Raw genomic sequence first — 14,909 nt, 5'->3', positions numbered from 1 at the left:
CTGAGTTGACAGGGTAGGGTACGTCGGCGCAGTCTTGAGTGCGGTGCACTCAGACCCTTAGCAGGACTACTCAGGGAGGAACAACTATGGCTCGTGCGGTCGGAATCGACCTCGGGACCACCAACTCCGTCGTCGCGGTACTGGAGGGTGGCGATCCCGTTGTCGTCGCCAACTCCGAGGGCTCCCGCACCACGCCGTCCGTCGTCGCGTTCGCGCGCAACGGTGAGGTGCTGGTCGGCCAGCCCGCCAAGAACCAGGCGGTGACCAACGTCGACCGGACCATCCGTTCGGTCAAGCGTCACATGGGCACCGACTGGTCCGTGGAGATCGACGGCAAGAAGTACACCGCGCAGGAGATCAGCGCCCGTACGTTGCAGAAGCTCAAGCGCGACGCCGAAAGCTATCTCGGCGAGGACATCACCGACGCGGTCATCACCGTGCCCGCCTACTTCAACGACGCTCAGCGTCAGGCCACCAAGGAAGCCGGCCAGATCGCCGGCCTCAACGTGCTGCGCATCGTCAACGAGCCGACCGCGGCCGCGCTGGCCTACGGCCTGGACAAGGGCGAGAAGGAGCAGACGATCCTGGTCTTCGACCTCGGCGGCGGTACGTTCGACGTCTCGCTGCTCGAGATCGGCGAGGGCGTGGTCGAGGTTCGTGCCACCAGCGGTGACAACCACCTCGGTGGCGACGACTGGGACGACCGGATCGTCGATTGGCTGGTCGACAAGTTCAAGGGCACTTCGGGCATCGACCTGACCAAGGACAAGATGGCCATGCAGCGGCTGCGGGAGGCCGCCGAGAAGGCGAAGATCGAGCTCTCGAGTTCGCAGAGCACTTCGATCAACCTGCCCTACATCACCGTCGATGCGGACAAGAATCCGCTGTTCCTCGACGAGCAGCTGACGCGCGCCGAGTTCCAGCGCATCACCCAGGATCTGCTGGACCGTACCCGCCAGCCGTTCCAGCAGGTGGTCAAGGACGCCGGTATCTCGGTGTCCGACATCGACCACGTGGTGCTGGTCGGCGGCTCGACGCGGATGCCCGCGGTATCCGATCTGGTCAAGGAGATGACCGGCGGCAAGGAGCCCAACAAGGGCGTCAACCCGGACGAGGTTGTCGCGGTGGGCGCCGCGCTGCAGGCCGGTGTGCTCAAGGGTGAGGTGAAAGACGTTCTGCTACTTGACGTCACGCCGCTGTCCCTCGGTATCGAAACCAAGGGTGGCGTGATGACGAAGCTGATCGAGCGCAACACCACCATTCCGACCAAGCGGTCGGAGACCTTCACCACCGCCGACGACAATCAGCCGTCGGTGCAGATCCAGGTCTATCAGGGCGAGCGCGAGATCGCCGCGCACAACAAGTTGCTCGGCAGCTTCGAGCTCACCGGTATCCCGCCGGCCCCGCGCGGCGTGCCGCAGATCGAGGTCACGTTCGACATTGACGCCAACGGCATCGTGCACGTGACGGCGAAGGACAAGGGCACCGGCAAGGAGAACACGATCCGTATCCAGGAGGGCTCCGGCCTGTCCAAGGAAGAGATCGACCGGATGGTCAAGGACGCCGAGGCGCACGCCGAGGAGGACCGCAAGCGTCGCGAAGAGGCCGACGTCCGCAACCAGGCCGAGTCGCTGGTCTACCAGACGGAGAAGTTCGTCAAGGAGCAGCGTGAGGCCGAAGGTGGCTCGAAGGTCCCCGAGGACACTTTGAGCAAGGTCGACGCGGCCATCGCGGATGCCAAGAAGGCGCTCGAAGGCACCGACATCGGCGAGATCAAGTCCGCGATGGAGAAGCTGGGCGTCGAGTCGCAGGGCCTCGGCCAGGCCATCTATGAGGCCACTCAGGCCGAGCAGGCGGCAGGCGGCGGCGCGGACGCCGGAGCGCCGGCCGACGACAACGTCGTGGACGCCGAGGTGGTCGACGACGACTCGAACAACAAGGAGAACAAGTGACAGGAAACGATCCGTACGAGCCGGTGACCGTCACCGACAAACGGCGCATCGATCCGGTCACCGGTGAAGTGAGAGAAGCAGGTTCCGAGCCGGCCCCAGGTGGGCCGGCGCCGGACCAGCCCTCGCCGCAGAGCGCAGGCGCAGAGGCCGACAAGGCCTCCGAACTGCTCGGCGATCTGCAGCGGGTGCAGGCCGATTTCACCAACTACCGCAAGCGGGCGCTGCGCGATCAGCAGCTGGCTGCCGACCGGGCGAAGGCCTCGGTCATCACGCAGCTGCTGCCGATCCTCGATGACCTCGATCGTGCCCGCAGCCACGGTGACCTGGAGAGCGGTCCCCTCAAGGCGGTGGCCGACAAGCTCGTCAGTGTTCTTGAGGGACAGGGACTTTCGGCATTCGGTGCCGAGGGCGACGAGTTCGACCCGGAACTGCACGAGGCCGTGCAACACGAGGGGGAAGGCACTCACCCCGTGCTGGGCACGGTGATGCGGCGCGGCTACAAGGTCGGCGAGCAGGTTGTGCGCCACGCCATGGTGGGCGTGGTCGACACGGTGCCCGACGGTCCCGAAGCCGCCGATAACGGCGGCGATGCGGCGGCAGAACCAGCAGAATCAGACGAGGAGTGACACCGGTAAGGAGGTGACGCGGTATGGCCCAACGTGAGTGGGTCGAGAAAGACTTCTACAAGGAGCTCGGCGTCTCCTCCGACGCCAGCGATCAGGAAATCAAGCGGGCGGCGCGAAAGCTGCTCGCGGAGAACCATCCCGACCGAAACCCGGGCAATTCCTCGGCCGAGGAACGGTACAAGGCGGTGTCCGAGGCCAAGGAGGTGCTCACCGATCCGGCCAAGCGCAAGGAGTACGACGAGACCCGGCGGTTGTTCGCCAACGGCGGGTTCGGTCGCGGCCGGTTCGGCGGCGGTGGTGGCTTCGGGGGCTTCGGCGGCTCGGACGGCGGCGTCGAGTTCAACCTGAACGACCTGTTCGACGCGGCAGGTCAAACCGGCGGCGCGAACATCGGCGACCTCTTCGGTGGTCTCTTCGGTCGCGGGGCCCAGCAGCCACGCCCCAGCAGGCCACGGCGCGGCAACGACCTCGAGACCGAGGCCGAGCTGTCGTTCCTGGAGGCCACCAAGGGCGTGGCGATGCCGTTGCGGCTCACCAGTCCGGCGCCGTGCACCAACTGTCATGGCAGCGGGGCGCGCCCGGGTACCAGCCCGAAAGTCTGCCCGAGCTGTAATGGCTCCGGGGTGATCAACCGCAACCAGGGCGCGTTCGGATTCTCCGAGCCGTGCACCGAATGCCGTGGGAGCGGGTCGATCATCGAGCACCCCTGCCAGGAGTGCAAGGGCACCGGCGTGACCACCCGAACTCGCACCATCAACGTGCGGATCCCGCCCGGCGTCGAGGACGGCCAGCGGATCCGGTTGGCGGGCCAGGGCGAAGCGGGTCTTCGCGGCGCACCGTCGGGCGACCTGTACGTGACCGTCCACGTGCGGCCCGACAGGGTGTTCGGCCGCGACGGCGATGATCTCACCGTCACCGTTCCCGTCAGCTTCCATGAATTGGCCTTGGGTACAACGCTTTCGGTGCCGACGCTGGAAGGCAAGGTCGGTGTGCGGGTGCCCAAGGGCACATCGGACGGCCGGATCCTGCGCGTGCGCGGACGCGGTGTGCCGAAACGCTCCGGCGGCCACGGCGACCTGTTGGTGACGGTCAAGGTGGCGGTGCCGCCGAACCTCGAGGGTGAGGCGGCCGAGGCGCTGGAGGCCTACGCGAAAGCGGAGCGGGCCAGCGGCTTCGATCCGCGGGCCGGATGGGCAGGTGCGTGATGGCCACGAAACGGTCGAAGGAGGAGGCCCGCACCTTCCTGATCTCCGTCGCCGCCGAGTTGGCGGGCATGCACGCGCAGACCCTGCGCACCTATGACCGGCTCGGCCTGGTGCGCCCGCAACGCACCTCGGGTGGCGGCAGGCGTTACTCACAGCACGATGTCGAGTTGCTCCGCGAGGTCCAGCGGTTGAGCCAGGACGAAGGCGTCAACCTCGCCGGCATCAAGCGCATCATCGAGCTGACCAACCAGGTCGAGGCGTTGCAGGCCCGGGTGCGGGAGCTGAGCGAGGAAGTCGAGGCGCTGCGCGCGCAGCCACGCCAGAAGAGCACGGCTCTGGTCGTCTGGCAGCCCGGAGCCGCTCGGCGGCGACGTCAGGCGGATTGACAACCTCAACTGATCCTGATCGAGAATCGAGCGGTCTCCGGCTTGCCGGGGGCCGCTTTTCGGTAGCCGCCCCGCCGCAGCGCGTCGGTCGGGGCGGCCATCGGCTCGATGGCGATCAGGTCGTCGTTGGTGGGCGCGAAGAGTTGTGCTGCGGGATAGCCGCTTTCGAACGTCACATCGATGCGGCGGTCACCGCCGGTGAGCGTGAACACCGCGCCCTCGGGCACCCGGTCGAAGCCGTCGTCGTATGCAGTGATCTTCAACTGCTCGGTCCTGGCCGGCCACGGTTCCTGAGCTCCGGTCGGAATGCCGTTGTCGTCCACTGGCAGGTGGCGCATCGTCGGGGTGTTGAGCGCCCATTCCTCGCGCGGCACGCCGGGGATTCTCAGGTACGGGTGGTAGCCGAAACACAGCGGCACGGGCGCCGACGTGGTGGGCGCGACGGTGGTCTCGATGGCGAGTGTCCGGTCGTCGAGAGTCACGTGTTGTGTCAGCAGGTGCGGGAACGGAAACGCCGCGAGCAGTTGCGGGTCGCCACCGTAATCGAGCACCGCGGTCAGGCTGTTGTTCGTTTGCGCGCTGACTCGCCAGCCGGGATAGGCGGCGAGTACGCCGTGGATCGGTGCTCCGTGCTCGTCGGTCCGGACGCCCCCGGTGCCGGGGGTCAGGCTGACGACGGTGCCGTCGACCTCGTAGGTGTTGGCGCTCAACCGGTTCGCCCACGGGTACAGGATCGGGATGCCCATCGTCTTTCCGTTGTTGACGTAGGCGGTCAGGCCGCGGCGCTGGCTGAGGAACTCGTCGCCGCCGTCGGCCAGCGAGGTGCCCACCATGCCGGCTGCCGGCACGAACGATGCGGTCAGCGCGGACGACGGATCGCGAAGCGTGACGGTTTCGAAGTCGGCCATGACACGAAGCTACAGACCAGTGCCACTTCAACCCGGCTACGATCCAGGAATGGTGAAACGCACTGCGGTCGGCGCCGTCATGGGTATCGCTGTTGTCGCGATCGCGGCGGCCGGATGTGGCACGACCGAAGGCAACCCGAAAGCGGATGAGCCCGACGCCGCCACTTCTGAGGCCACGACTTCGGCGACAGCGACCACGTCGGAAACGGTCGCGGCCACGCCCGCTGGGCCCCCGGTCGGCACCGCGACCATGGAGGTGAGAGGTGGTGCCGGCCCGGTGAGCATCCGGTACCAGATCAACGGTGGCCCAGAGCAAACCGAGACGAATGTGACGCTGCCATGGCAGAAGCAGTACCCCGTTTACAACGAGGTGCAATCCTCGGTCACCGCCGACGGCGGCGACACACGCCTGATCTGCACCATCACCATGGACGGCAATCTGCTGGCGTTCAAGAGCGAACCACGGCCGACATGTAGCTTCTCCTACTGGGGCTAGCGGTTCAGGAGACCAGCGGATCGTGTTGAATCCGTTGGGCCGGTGCCCCTTTGGCGATCAACGCGGCCTTCGTCGCCGTCACCATGTCCGGTCCACCGCAGATCAGGATCTGCCGATCACCCCAGTTGCCGTAGCGGGTCACCACGTCGGCCAGCGTTCCGGTCTGCCGCACGTGCAGGCCGCGCGGTGGCTGCACATCGGGATAGTCGCTCGCCCACGGCGGGTCGACGTTGAACTCCGACACCGGGGTGACCGACAGCCACGGGTTCTGCGAAGCGATCTGCCACAGGGTGGGCAGGTCGTAGAGGTCGCATGGGAAGCGGCCGCCGAAGAACAGATGCACTCGCGGGTTGACGCCCCAGCGGGTGAGATTCATGATCAGCGTCCGCAGTGGCGCGAGGCCGGTGCTGCCCGCGACCATCAACACGTCGCCACCGTCGCGGTCGATCTGCAGGCCGCCGTGCGGGTTGGACAGCCGCCACCGGTCACCGGGCTTGGTCTCGGCGACGATAGCGGTGCTCACCATGCCGCCGGTCACCGAGCGGACGTGGAACTCGATGGCGCCGGCGGGATCGGTCGGGATCGACGGGCTCAGGTAGCGCCACCGGCGCGGCCACTGCGGAACCTGCACCGTGACGTACTGACCCGGGTGGTAGAACAGCGGGCGGTCCAATTGCAGCCGGACGACGGAGACGTCGCGGGTGGCGCGGATGTGCTCGAGCACCGTGCCGTCGCAGAACGGCGGGCCCTGCTCGGCGTCGGCGGCACCCCGCATCAACCCGATCATCAGTGCCACGGCGTCATGCGCGGCCTCGGCGAGCGTGTCGTCCCAGCCCTCGGCCAGGTGGCTGCGAAAGCTGCTGTACAGCGCGTTCTGCATGCTGTCGTAATGATGTTGTGTCACACCGTATTTACGGTGATCCCGGCCGAGCTGGGCGAGGAACGCCACCGGCTCCTGCGCCCGCTGGGCGGCGAGTTCCCCCAGCACCCACGTGACGGCGTGGGCGAACCGGTTGCGCTGGGCTTCCATGTCCGGCGGGAAGAGGTCACGCACCGAGGTGTCGATGGCGAACCAGTGCGTGTAGAAGCGGCGAACCAGCTCACCGGAGCCGAGCGCGGGATCGACCGCGTCGCGCAGCGTGCGCAGCGCGTCACGGTCGTCGAGTCCCACGCGGCCCCAGTGTAAGTGTCAGGCTGAGCTGGTCCTTCGCTGCCGAAGCGCCGCGATCACTATCAGCGCGGCGCCGAACGCCGCCCAGCAGGTCAGCACGATGACCGGCACGGTGGCGCCCGCCCCGTCGAAGAAGGCGGCGGACCGCAGCAGGGTGGCGTTGGCGCCCTGCGGCAGCAGCTGTCCGAACTGTCCCCAGCCGCTCGGCAGCAGTTCGGGGGCGGTGTTCAACCCGGACAGCGGGTTGCCGATGAGCAGCGCGGTCACCGCACCCAACGCCAGGCCGACCCGGCCGAACAGCGATCCCAGGCCCAGCAGGGTCAATCCGGTGGCCAGGATGCCGAGCGTCAGGGCGCCGGTGACACCCCAGAAATTCGCGTCGATCGAACCCAGCACCCAGCGCAGCAGCCCGGCGATCGACACGCCCGCGACGCCCGCGAACACCACCGCGGCGGTGACCCGGGCCCACACCTCCCGCTTGAGCGCGAACAGCAGCGCGATCGCGGGCAGCAGACCGGCCAGCGTGATGGGCAGCGCCGAGGCGGCCAGCCCGGCTCCGCGCGGATCGTCGGCGGTCGGCGGCGCAAGGTCCTCGACCTGCAACTGCGCCCCGGTCTTCTGGGCGATGCCGTTGCCGATCTGGGTCAGCATCTGGGCGATCATCGGGCTGCCGCCGGTGGCGATCATCAGCGTCGGCCCGTCGGGGCCGAGCGCGATGCCGCCGTAGACGTCGCGGTTGCGGATCGCCTCGCGCAGCGCCTCTGCGCCCGGGTAGTAGGTGAACTCGAACGCACCCGGCGCTTGCCGCTCCATCGTCGCGGCGACTTGGCCGCTCGCCGCCTGCGGTCCCGCCGCGCCGATCGGCACGTCGTGCGGCGCGGTGCGTGCGGCGGGCAGCGCGAAAGCGAGCGCGACGATCGCGAGCACAACGGTGAGCACGACCACCACGGCGGTCGCCCGGATTGCGGCCGGCGGCTCGTGGCCGCCCGATGCGTGGTGGTTGGGCCTTGCGGCCGTTTCGGTAGTCATGGCCGACACCTTTTCATTCGTCGTTGAATTACTGGTATCGGCAGCGTAACTCCGGACCGTAACTATTTCAACACATATTGAAATGTTAGCCTGGCGACATGGCATCACCAGCGAAAACGCGCCGCGGACGCCGCCTGGGTGAACCGGTGTCGCGCGACGCGGTGCTGGCGGCCGCGCGCAAGCGGTTCGGCGCCGAGGGGTACGAGAGGACGACCCTTCGGGCGATCGCCCGCGATGCGCACGTCGATCCGTCGATGGTGCTGTACCTGTTCGGCTCCAAGGCCGACCTGTTCCGGGAGTCGCTGAGCCTGATAGTCGACCCGGAGGTGCTGGCGGCGGCCGTCGCCGGCGGACCGGACGAGGACCCGGACATCGGCACCCGGCTGGTGCGTACGTATCTGCACATCTGGCAGTCGCCCGAATCGGGTCCGACCATGGTGGCGATGCTGCAGTCGGCCACGTCGAACGCCGATGCCCACGAGGCTTTCCGCGGGTTCATGCAGAACTACGTTTTGACCGCGGTGTCCGGGCGGCTCGGCGGCGGGCCGCAGGCCAGGTTGCGCGCGCTGTTGGCCGCGAGTCAACTCGTCGGGACCGCGGTGCTGCGCTTCGTCATAGAGATCGAGCCGTTGGCATCGCTGCCGGATGACGATCTGGTGCGGTTGCTCGCGCCGACGGTGACGCGGTACCTGACCGCAGATGCGGCCGAACTCGGGCTGCCGGAGCCCGGAACCACAGCCCAAGCCGTGCAGCGCTGACTCAGAGCCCGTGAATTCCCTTGTACAACACGAGGATTCCGATCACCACCAGGATGCCGGCCACCAGTGCCGCGTGCTGCCGCTCCATCCAGTCCGCGAGCCGGGCCAGCGGGCCGTCGAGGCGGTCACCGGACACCGCGTAGGCCAGGATCGGCGCGGCCACCGTGGATCCCGCGACGACGACGAACCACGTGACTCCCACCCAGTCGTCACGCGGGCCGCCGCCCGCGGTACCGATCGCGAGACCTGATGCGGCACAGATGAACAACACCTTCGGGTTGACGACGGTCAGCGCCATCGCGGCACCGCCGGCACGCATCGGGGTCAGCTTGCTCAGGCTCTGCATCCAGCGCGGCGTGTGCGCCGACGTCCTCCGGGTGAACCAGCGGTAGAGGCCGAACACGATCAGCGCCGCGCCGACCACGATGCGCAGCCACGACGCCCATCCCGGCGGCCTCTCCTCCCGGCCGCCCAGCAGGGTGGACACCTGCAGGAAAACGACGGTCAGCACGCTCAATCCGATCAGCCAGCCCGCGAGGAAGGCCAGGCCGGTCGGGCGTGGCTGCGGCGTGTGCAGCACGAGCACCGCCGGAATGATCGACAGCGGCGACAGCGCGATCACCAGCGCCAGGGGAACGAGTTCGGTGAGCACTATGCGGCTTGGGTCGGGTGGTAGTGGCAGGCCTTCCACTCGCCGGCCTCGCGCACGAAGTCGATGTCGAAGGTCTTGGCGCTGGAGTGGTTCTCGGCGGCGAACCGGACGGTCGCGACGGCCGTGACCGCGGGGTGGCCGGCGACCGTCACCGAGTTGACCGAGATCCGGGTGGGGCCGTCGGCCCGCCGGCTCGCGTACCACTCTGTCTCGAAGCCGTCGGCATGACGCATGGCGGCGCAGACGTGCGCGGCGAACGACGTGAAATCCGAGCGGTTGTACGAGCCGTTCATCCCGGCGAGGACGGCGCGGACCTGGTCTGCATCGCCGGCCGCGCGCGCAGGGACGATCAGCAGAGACGAAACGGACACGCCCACCGCGACGGCCGCGAGCATGGCGGCGAGTCGACGCATGACTCAAGCGTCGCCGATACAGGTGTGAAAGCTGTGACACCTGAGCGGCGTGTTGCGATATGCGCCAGGCGGCGATGTTTGGAAGCGACGAAATTGGCTAGACTTGAGCGGAACAGACTCAAGATTGACGACGTTGAACCATGCGACAAGCATTTCCGGTAGCTCGCGTAGCTCACGAACCAAGAAAGGCACCGTGTCGTGGACTCGTTCAACCCGACGACCAAGACCCAGGCGGCGTTGACCGCGTCGTTGCAGGCGGCAACCACCGCGGGTAACCCGCAGATCACGCCCGCCCATCTGTTGATGGCTTTGCTGACCCAGAACGACGGCATCGCCGCACCCCTGCTCGAGGCCGTCGGCGTCGAACCCGCGACCATTCGCTCGGAGACGCAGCGACTCCTCGACCGGCTGCCCAGTGCCAGCGGCGCGGCCTCGCAGCCGCAGTTGTCGCCCCAGGCCCTGGCAGCGATCACCGCCGCCCAGCACCTGGCGACCGAGATGGACGACGAGTACGTCTCGACCGAACACCTGATGGTCGGCCTGGCGACAGGTGACTCGGACGTCGCAAAGCTGTTGACCGGCCACGGCGCATCCCCGCAGGCGCTGCGCGAGGCCTTCGTCAAGGTGCGCGGCAGCGCACGCGTCACCAGCCCCGACCCGGAGGGCAGCTACCAGGCGCTGGAGAAGTACTCCACCGACCTGACCGCGCGCGCCCGCGAAGGCAAGCTCGACCCAGTTATCGGGCGCGACAACGAGATTCGTCGCGTCGTTCAGGTGCTGTCCCGGCGCACCAAGAACAACCCGGTGCTGATCGGTGAGCCCGGTGTCGGCAAGACCGCGATCGTCGAGGGCCTGGCCCAGCGCATCGTGGCCGGCGACGTGCCGGAAAGCCTGCGCGACAAGACCGTCATCTCACTTGATCTGGGTTCGATGGTCGCCGGGTCGAAGTACCGCGGCGAATTCGAGGAGCGCCTCAAGGCCGTCCTCGACGACATCAAGAACAGCGCGGGCCAGATCATCACGTTCATCGACGAGCTGCACACCATCGTCGGCGCCGGCGCGACCGGCGAGGGCTCGATGGACGCCGGCAACATGATCAAGCCGATGCTCGCCCGCGGCGAGCTGCGCCTGGTCGGCGCGACCACGCTCGACGAGTACCGCAAGTACATCGAGAAGGACGCCGCGCTGGAGCGCCGCTTCCAGCAGGTGTTCGTCGGCGAGCCGTCGGTCGAGGACACCGTCGGCATCCTGCGCGGACTGAAGGATCGCTACGAGGTGCACCACGGCGTGCGGATCACCGACTCGGCGCTGGTCTCGGCGGCGACGCTGTCCGACCGCTACATCACCAGCCGGTTCCTGCCCGACAAGGCCATCGACCTCGTCGACGAGGCCGCATCGCGGCTACGGATGGAGATCGACTCGCGGCCCGTCGAGATCGACGAGGTCGAGCGGCTGGTGCGTCGCCTCGAGATCGAGGAGATGGCGCTGTCCAAAGAAGAGGACGCCGCCTCCAAGGAACGGCTGGAGAAGTTGCGCGCCGAGTTGGCCGACCACAAAGAAAAGTTGGCCGAGCTGACGACGCGGTGGCAGAACGAGAAGGGCGCCATCGACGTCGTGCGCGAGCTGAAGGAGCAGCTCGAGGTGCTGCGCGGCGAGGCCGACCGCGCCGAACGCGACGGCAACCTCGAAAAGGCCGCCGAACTGCGCTACGGCCGCATCCCCGAGGTCGAGAAGAAGCTCGACGCGGCGCTGCCACAGGCCGAGGCGCGCGAGAACCTCATGCTCAAGGAGGAGGTCGGGCCCGACGACATCGCCGACGTGGTGTCGGCGTGGACCGGGATTCCGGCGGGCCGGATGCTCGAGGGCGAGACGGCCAAGCTGCTGCGAATGGAGGACGAGCTCGGCAAGCGCGTCGTGGGCCAGCGCAAGGCAGTGCAGGCCGTCTCGGACGCGGTGCGCCGTTCCCGTGCCGGGGTCGCCGACCCGAACCGGCCGACCGGCTCGTTCATGTTCCTCGGCCCGACCGGTGTCGGTAAGACCGAGCTGGCCAAGGCGTTGGCGGAGTTCCTGTTCGACGACGAACGCGCGATGGTCCGCATCGACATGAGCGAGTACGGCGAGAAGCACTCGGTGGCCCGCCTCGTCGGCGCGCCTCCCGGCTACATCGGCTACGACCAGGGCGGTCAGCTGACCGAGGCGGTGCGGCGGCGTCCGTACACGGTGATCCTGTTCGACGAGATCGAAAAGGCCCACCCGGACGTGTTCGACGTGCTGCTGCAGGTGCTCGACGAGGGCAGGCTGACCGACGGGCAGGGCCGCACCGTCGACTTCCGCAACACCATCCTGATCCTGACGTCCAACCTCGGCGCCGGCGGCAGCGAGGAGCAGGTGATGGCCGCGGTGCGCGGCGCGTTCAAGCCCGAGTTCATCAACCGGCTCGACGACGTGATCGTGTTCGACGGGCTCAACCCCGAGGAGCTGGTCCACATCGTCGACATCCAGCTCGAGCAGCTGGCAAAGCGGTTGGCGCAGCGCAGGCTCACCCTCGAGGTGTCCCTGCCGGCCAAGAAGTGGCTGGCGCAGCGCGGCTTCGACCCGCAGTACGGCGCGCGGCCGCTGCGCCGGCTGATCCAGCAGGCCATCGGCGACCAGCTCGCCAAGATGCTGCTCGCCGGTGAGGTGCACGACGGCGACGTGGTGCCGGTCAACGTCAGCCCCGACGGCGACAGCCTGGTGCTCGGTTAGGTCGATACACGAGCTGACCCGCGGCCGTCCGGTCCGCGGGTCAGGTCGTGACGTCCATTTCGACCAGGACTCGGCGCAGCAGCTTTCCGGTGGCGTTCCGGGGTAACTCGTCGACGAACACCACGTCGCGAGGGACCTTGTGCCGAGCCAGGTTGTCCTTCACGTACTGCTTGATCTCCGCCGCGTCCCGCGCCGCGCCCGGCTCGGAAACGATGAAGGCGCGCAACCGCTTTCCGAACTCAACGTCGTCGACACCGACCACCGCCACTTCGGCGACGTCGGGGCGCTCCTCGAGCAGATTCTCCACTTCTTGCGGGAAGACGTTCTCGCCGCCGGACACGATCATGTCGTCGTCGCGGCCGTCGACGAACAGCAGCCCGTTCGCGTCGAAGTGCCCCATGTCGCCGCTGGACATGTAGCCGTCGAGGATTTGCTTGTTCCGACCGTCGGTGTATCCGGCGAACGGTGCGCCGTTGCGGATGAAGATCCGGCCGCGACGGTTCGCACCTGCGACGCGTTGATCGTGTTCGTCATACAGCACCACCTCGCATGTCACCGGGGCGCGGCCCGCGGTGCCGGGCGCGGCACGAAGCTCGTCCGGGGTGGCGACGGTGGCGATGGCGCATTCGGTGGAGCCGTACATGTTGTACAGAACATCGCCGAAGGTGTCCTGGATCCGAGCGGACAGGTCGGGGCTCAGTGCCGAGCCGGCGATCAGGATCACCTTCAACGACGAGGTGTCGTACCGGGCGATGACATCGGGCGCGAGCTCGACCATCCTGTGCAGCATCGTCGGTACCGCGACCAACATGTCGGCCTTGTGGTCGGCGATGAGCTTCAACGTGGCCTCCGGCTTGAATCGCCTGGACGTCACCACTTTGTTGCCCAATGCGGCGCCGACGGTGTAGGTGGCCCAACCTGTGCTGTGGAAGATCGGCGAGACAATGACCATGGTGCCTCTGCGCGGGAACGGTATTCGGTCGATGATCTGCGCGGTGGCAAGCGGATTGACCGATTCACGGGGCGCGCCCTTGGGTAGACCGGTCGTGCCGCTGGTGAGGATGACCGAACTACCGGCTTTGGCGGGTGGAGGCAGCGGCTCGGCGGAGTTCGTCGCGACGATGTCGTCGAGGGTCTGCGCGCGAAGGCAGCTCGGCGCCGTCGTCCACCCAGACCAGCACGCGCGGCAGGTCGGTGGGCAGCGCGTCGAGCAGATCGAGGAACTCGCTGTCGTGCAACATGACGCCGACGTTTTCGCGTTCGCAGACCTGCGCGAACTGCGGCTTGGCGAAACCGGTGTTCATCAGGACCATGCGGGCGCCGAGCTTGCCGCATGCGGCCATGGTGATCACCAGCCCACGGTGGTCGCGGCACAGCACGCCGACGACAGAGCCCGCCGAAACGCCGAGCCCCTGCAGGCCACGCGCCAACGCCCACGATTGATCGTCTACCTGCTTGTACGTCAATGTTCCGCGCTCGTCGACGATGGCCGGCAAGGTCGCATACCTGCGCCCACCCAGGATCGCCATCGTCGCCTGGGGCCCGTAGACCCGGGCGAGCTTGGCGCCCTTAACCGTCGAATTCAGGTCCTTGATGTCGATGACGCCGGTCTCGACGAGTCGCCTGACGGCGCGCCCCGCCTCGGACACGTGCCGCAGCTTCTGCCGAATGCCGGTCACCACATCACCCATCCGACCTCCTCCGTTGTGGATCACGCGTGCAGGCAGCGGCTTCACGCTATGTGATGGGGCTGTGATCTGGTTGAGTTCGGGTTTACGGACTACCTGCAAGTAGGCTAGGGCGCAATGGTTCCGCTTTGGTTCACGCTGTCCGCACTCTGCTTCGTGGGTGCGGCGGTGCTGTTGTACGTCGACGTCGACCGTCGACGCGGGCTGGGACGCCGGCGCAAGTCCTGGGCGAAGTCGCACGGCTTCGACTACGAGCACGAATCGCACGACATCGTCAGGCGCTGGAAGCGTGGCGTGATGTCGACCGTCGGCGACGTCACCGCCAAGAATGTCGTGCTGGGCCAGATCCGCGGCGAGGCGGTGTTCATCTTCGACCTCGAGGACGTCGCGACGGTGATCGCGCTGCACCGCAAGGTCGGCACCAACGTCGTCGTGGACCTGCGGCTCAAGGGCATCAAAGAGCCGCGGGAGAACGACATCTGGCTGCTCGGCGCGATCGGCCCGCGGATGGTCTACTCCACCAACCTCGACGCCGCGCGGCGCGCGTGCGACCGGCGGATGGTGACGTTCGCCCACACCGCCCCGGACTGCGCCGAGATCATGTGGAACGAAGAGCACTGGACGCTGGTGTCCATGCCGGTCACCAGTACGCGGGCACAGTGGGACGAGGGGTTGCGCACCGTGCGTCAGTTCAACGACCTGCTGCGGGTGCTGCCGCCGACTCCGCAGGCCATGGCGAGCCAGACCAGCCAGGCTGCGCTGGCCCGGCGCAGCGGGTCGCCGAGCCGACCGCTCACCCCCGCCGGCCGCGCCGAACCGGCCCCCGGCCGCGCCGATGCGCCGCCCCCGCGCCCAGAAGCCGCTCGCTACCCCCAGCAGC

General features: G+C 67.7%; 13 protein-coding genes and 1 pseudogene. 8 read left to right on the top strand and 6 right to left on the bottom strand.

Annotation, left to right across the window (positions count from 1 at the left end; translation table 11 throughout):
* Nucleotides 1–86: 86 nt before the first annotated feature.
* Genes dnaK through AU185_RS17700 form a run of 4 tightly spaced genes read left to right on the top strand, consistent with a single transcriptional unit; the run spans nucleotide 87 to nucleotide 4,169 of the window.
* Complete coding sequence (gene dnaK, locus AU185_RS17715; protein ID WP_059100204.1) at nucleotides 87–1,952, top strand: molecular chaperone DnaK; 1,866 nt, start codon at nucleotides 87–89, stop codon at nucleotides 1,950–1,952.
* Nucleotides 1,949–2,578, top strand: a complete 630-nt coding sequence (grpE, locus tag AU185_RS17710; protein WP_059100205.1) for a nucleotide exchange factor GrpE — start codon at nucleotides 1,949–1,951, stop codon at nucleotides 2,576–2,578. The genes dnaK and grpE overlap by 4 nt, the downstream gene beginning before the upstream one ends.
* A gap of 23 nt (nucleotides 2,579–2,601) precedes the next feature.
* Nucleotides 2,602–3,783, top strand: a complete 1,182-nt coding sequence (dnaJ, locus tag AU185_RS17705) for a molecular chaperone DnaJ (RefSeq protein ID WP_059100206.1) — start codon at nucleotides 2,602–2,604, stop codon at nucleotides 3,781–3,783.
* Nucleotides 3,783–4,169 carry a heat shock protein transcriptional repressor HspR gene (locus AU185_RS17700; RefSeq protein WP_059100207.1) on the top strand — a complete coding sequence of 129 codons (387 nt, stop codon included), beginning with the start codon at nucleotides 3,783–3,785 and terminating at the stop codon, nucleotides 4,167–4,169. The genes dnaJ and AU185_RS17700 overlap by 1 nt, the downstream gene beginning before the upstream one ends.
* Nucleotides 4,170–4,174: 5 nt before the next feature.
* On the opposite strand, the gene AU185_RS17695 is transcribed toward AU185_RS17700, so the two are convergent.
* Entirely contained in the window at nucleotides 4,175–5,077 is a 903-nt protein-coding gene (locus AU185_RS17695) for an aldose 1-epimerase (RefSeq protein WP_059100208.1), read from the bottom strand.
* Between the two features lie 49 nt (nucleotides 5,078–5,126).
* Here AU185_RS17695 and AU185_RS17690 point away from each other — a divergent pair, with 49 nt between their 5' ends.
* Nucleotides 5,127–5,573 (top strand): hypothetical protein, encoded by a 447-nt coding sequence (locus AU185_RS17690; protein ID WP_059100219.1) that lies wholly within the window; start codon nucleotides 5,127–5,129, stop codon nucleotides 5,571–5,573.
* Nucleotides 5,574–5,577: 4 nt separating this feature from the next.
* On the opposite strand, the gene AU185_RS17685 is transcribed toward AU185_RS17690, so the two are convergent.
* Nucleotides 5,578–6,744 carry an FAD-binding oxidoreductase gene (locus AU185_RS17685; RefSeq protein ID WP_059100209.1) on the bottom strand — a complete coding sequence of 389 codons (1,167 nt, stop codon included), beginning with the start codon at nucleotides 6,742–6,744 and terminating at the stop codon, nucleotides 5,578–5,580.
* Between the two features lie 18 nt (nucleotides 6,745–6,762).
* The gene (locus AU185_RS17680) at nucleotides 6,763–7,773 is read right to left on the bottom strand and encodes a hypothetical protein (protein ID WP_059100210.1); all 1,011 of its coding nucleotides are present in this window, start codon (nucleotides 7,771–7,773) and stop codon (nucleotides 6,763–6,765) included.
* A gap of 98 nt (nucleotides 7,774–7,871) precedes the next feature.
* Between AU185_RS17680 and AU185_RS17675 the strand changes: the two genes are divergently transcribed.
* On the top strand, nucleotides 7,872–8,531 hold the full coding sequence (locus AU185_RS17675) for a TetR/AcrR family transcriptional regulator (protein WP_059100211.1): 660 nt from the start codon (nucleotides 7,872–7,874) through the stop codon (nucleotides 8,529–8,531).
* Between the two features lies 1 nt (nucleotide 8,532).
* Here AU185_RS17675 and AU185_RS17670 read toward each other — a convergent pair whose 3' ends face one another.
* A complete protein-coding gene (locus tag AU185_RS17670; RefSeq protein ID WP_059100212.1) occupies nucleotides 8,533–9,183 on the bottom strand; it encodes a GAP family protein in 651 nt (216 codons plus the stop codon).
* The gene (locus tag AU185_RS17665) at nucleotides 9,183–9,596 is read right to left on the bottom strand and encodes an Rv0361 family membrane protein (RefSeq protein WP_059100213.1); all 414 of its coding nucleotides are present in this window, start codon (nucleotides 9,594–9,596) and stop codon (nucleotides 9,183–9,185) included. The genes AU185_RS17670 and AU185_RS17665 overlap by 1 nt, the downstream gene beginning before the upstream one ends.
* Nucleotides 9,597–9,794: 198 nt before the next feature.
* On the opposite strand from AU185_RS17665, the gene clpB reads away from it, so the two are divergent.
* A complete protein-coding gene (clpB, locus tag AU185_RS17660) occupies nucleotides 9,795–12,341 on the top strand; it encodes an ATP-dependent chaperone ClpB (protein ID WP_059100214.1) in 2,547 nt (848 codons plus the stop codon).
* A 40-nt stretch (nucleotides 12,342–12,381) separates the two neighbouring features.
* Here the strand turns inward: clpB and AU185_RS17655 are convergent.
* Nucleotides 12,382–14,032 (bottom strand): annotated as a pseudogene (locus AU185_RS17655) (acyl-CoA synthetase).
* A gap of 114 nt (nucleotides 14,033–14,146) precedes the next feature.
* Here AU185_RS17655 and ttfA point away from each other — a divergent pair.
* On the top strand, nucleotides 14,147–14,909 hold a 763-nt coding region (ttfA, locus tag AU185_RS17650), incomplete at its 3' end, for a trehalose monomycolate transport factor TtfA (RefSeq protein ID WP_059156990.1).

The organism is Mycobacterium sp. GA-0227b (genome assembly GCF_001499855.1).
In the GTDB taxonomy this organism is placed as follows: Bacteria; Actinomycetota; Actinomycetes; order Mycobacteriales; family Mycobacteriaceae; genus Mycobacterium.
This window is presented reverse-complemented; position numbering and strand designations above follow the sequence as displayed.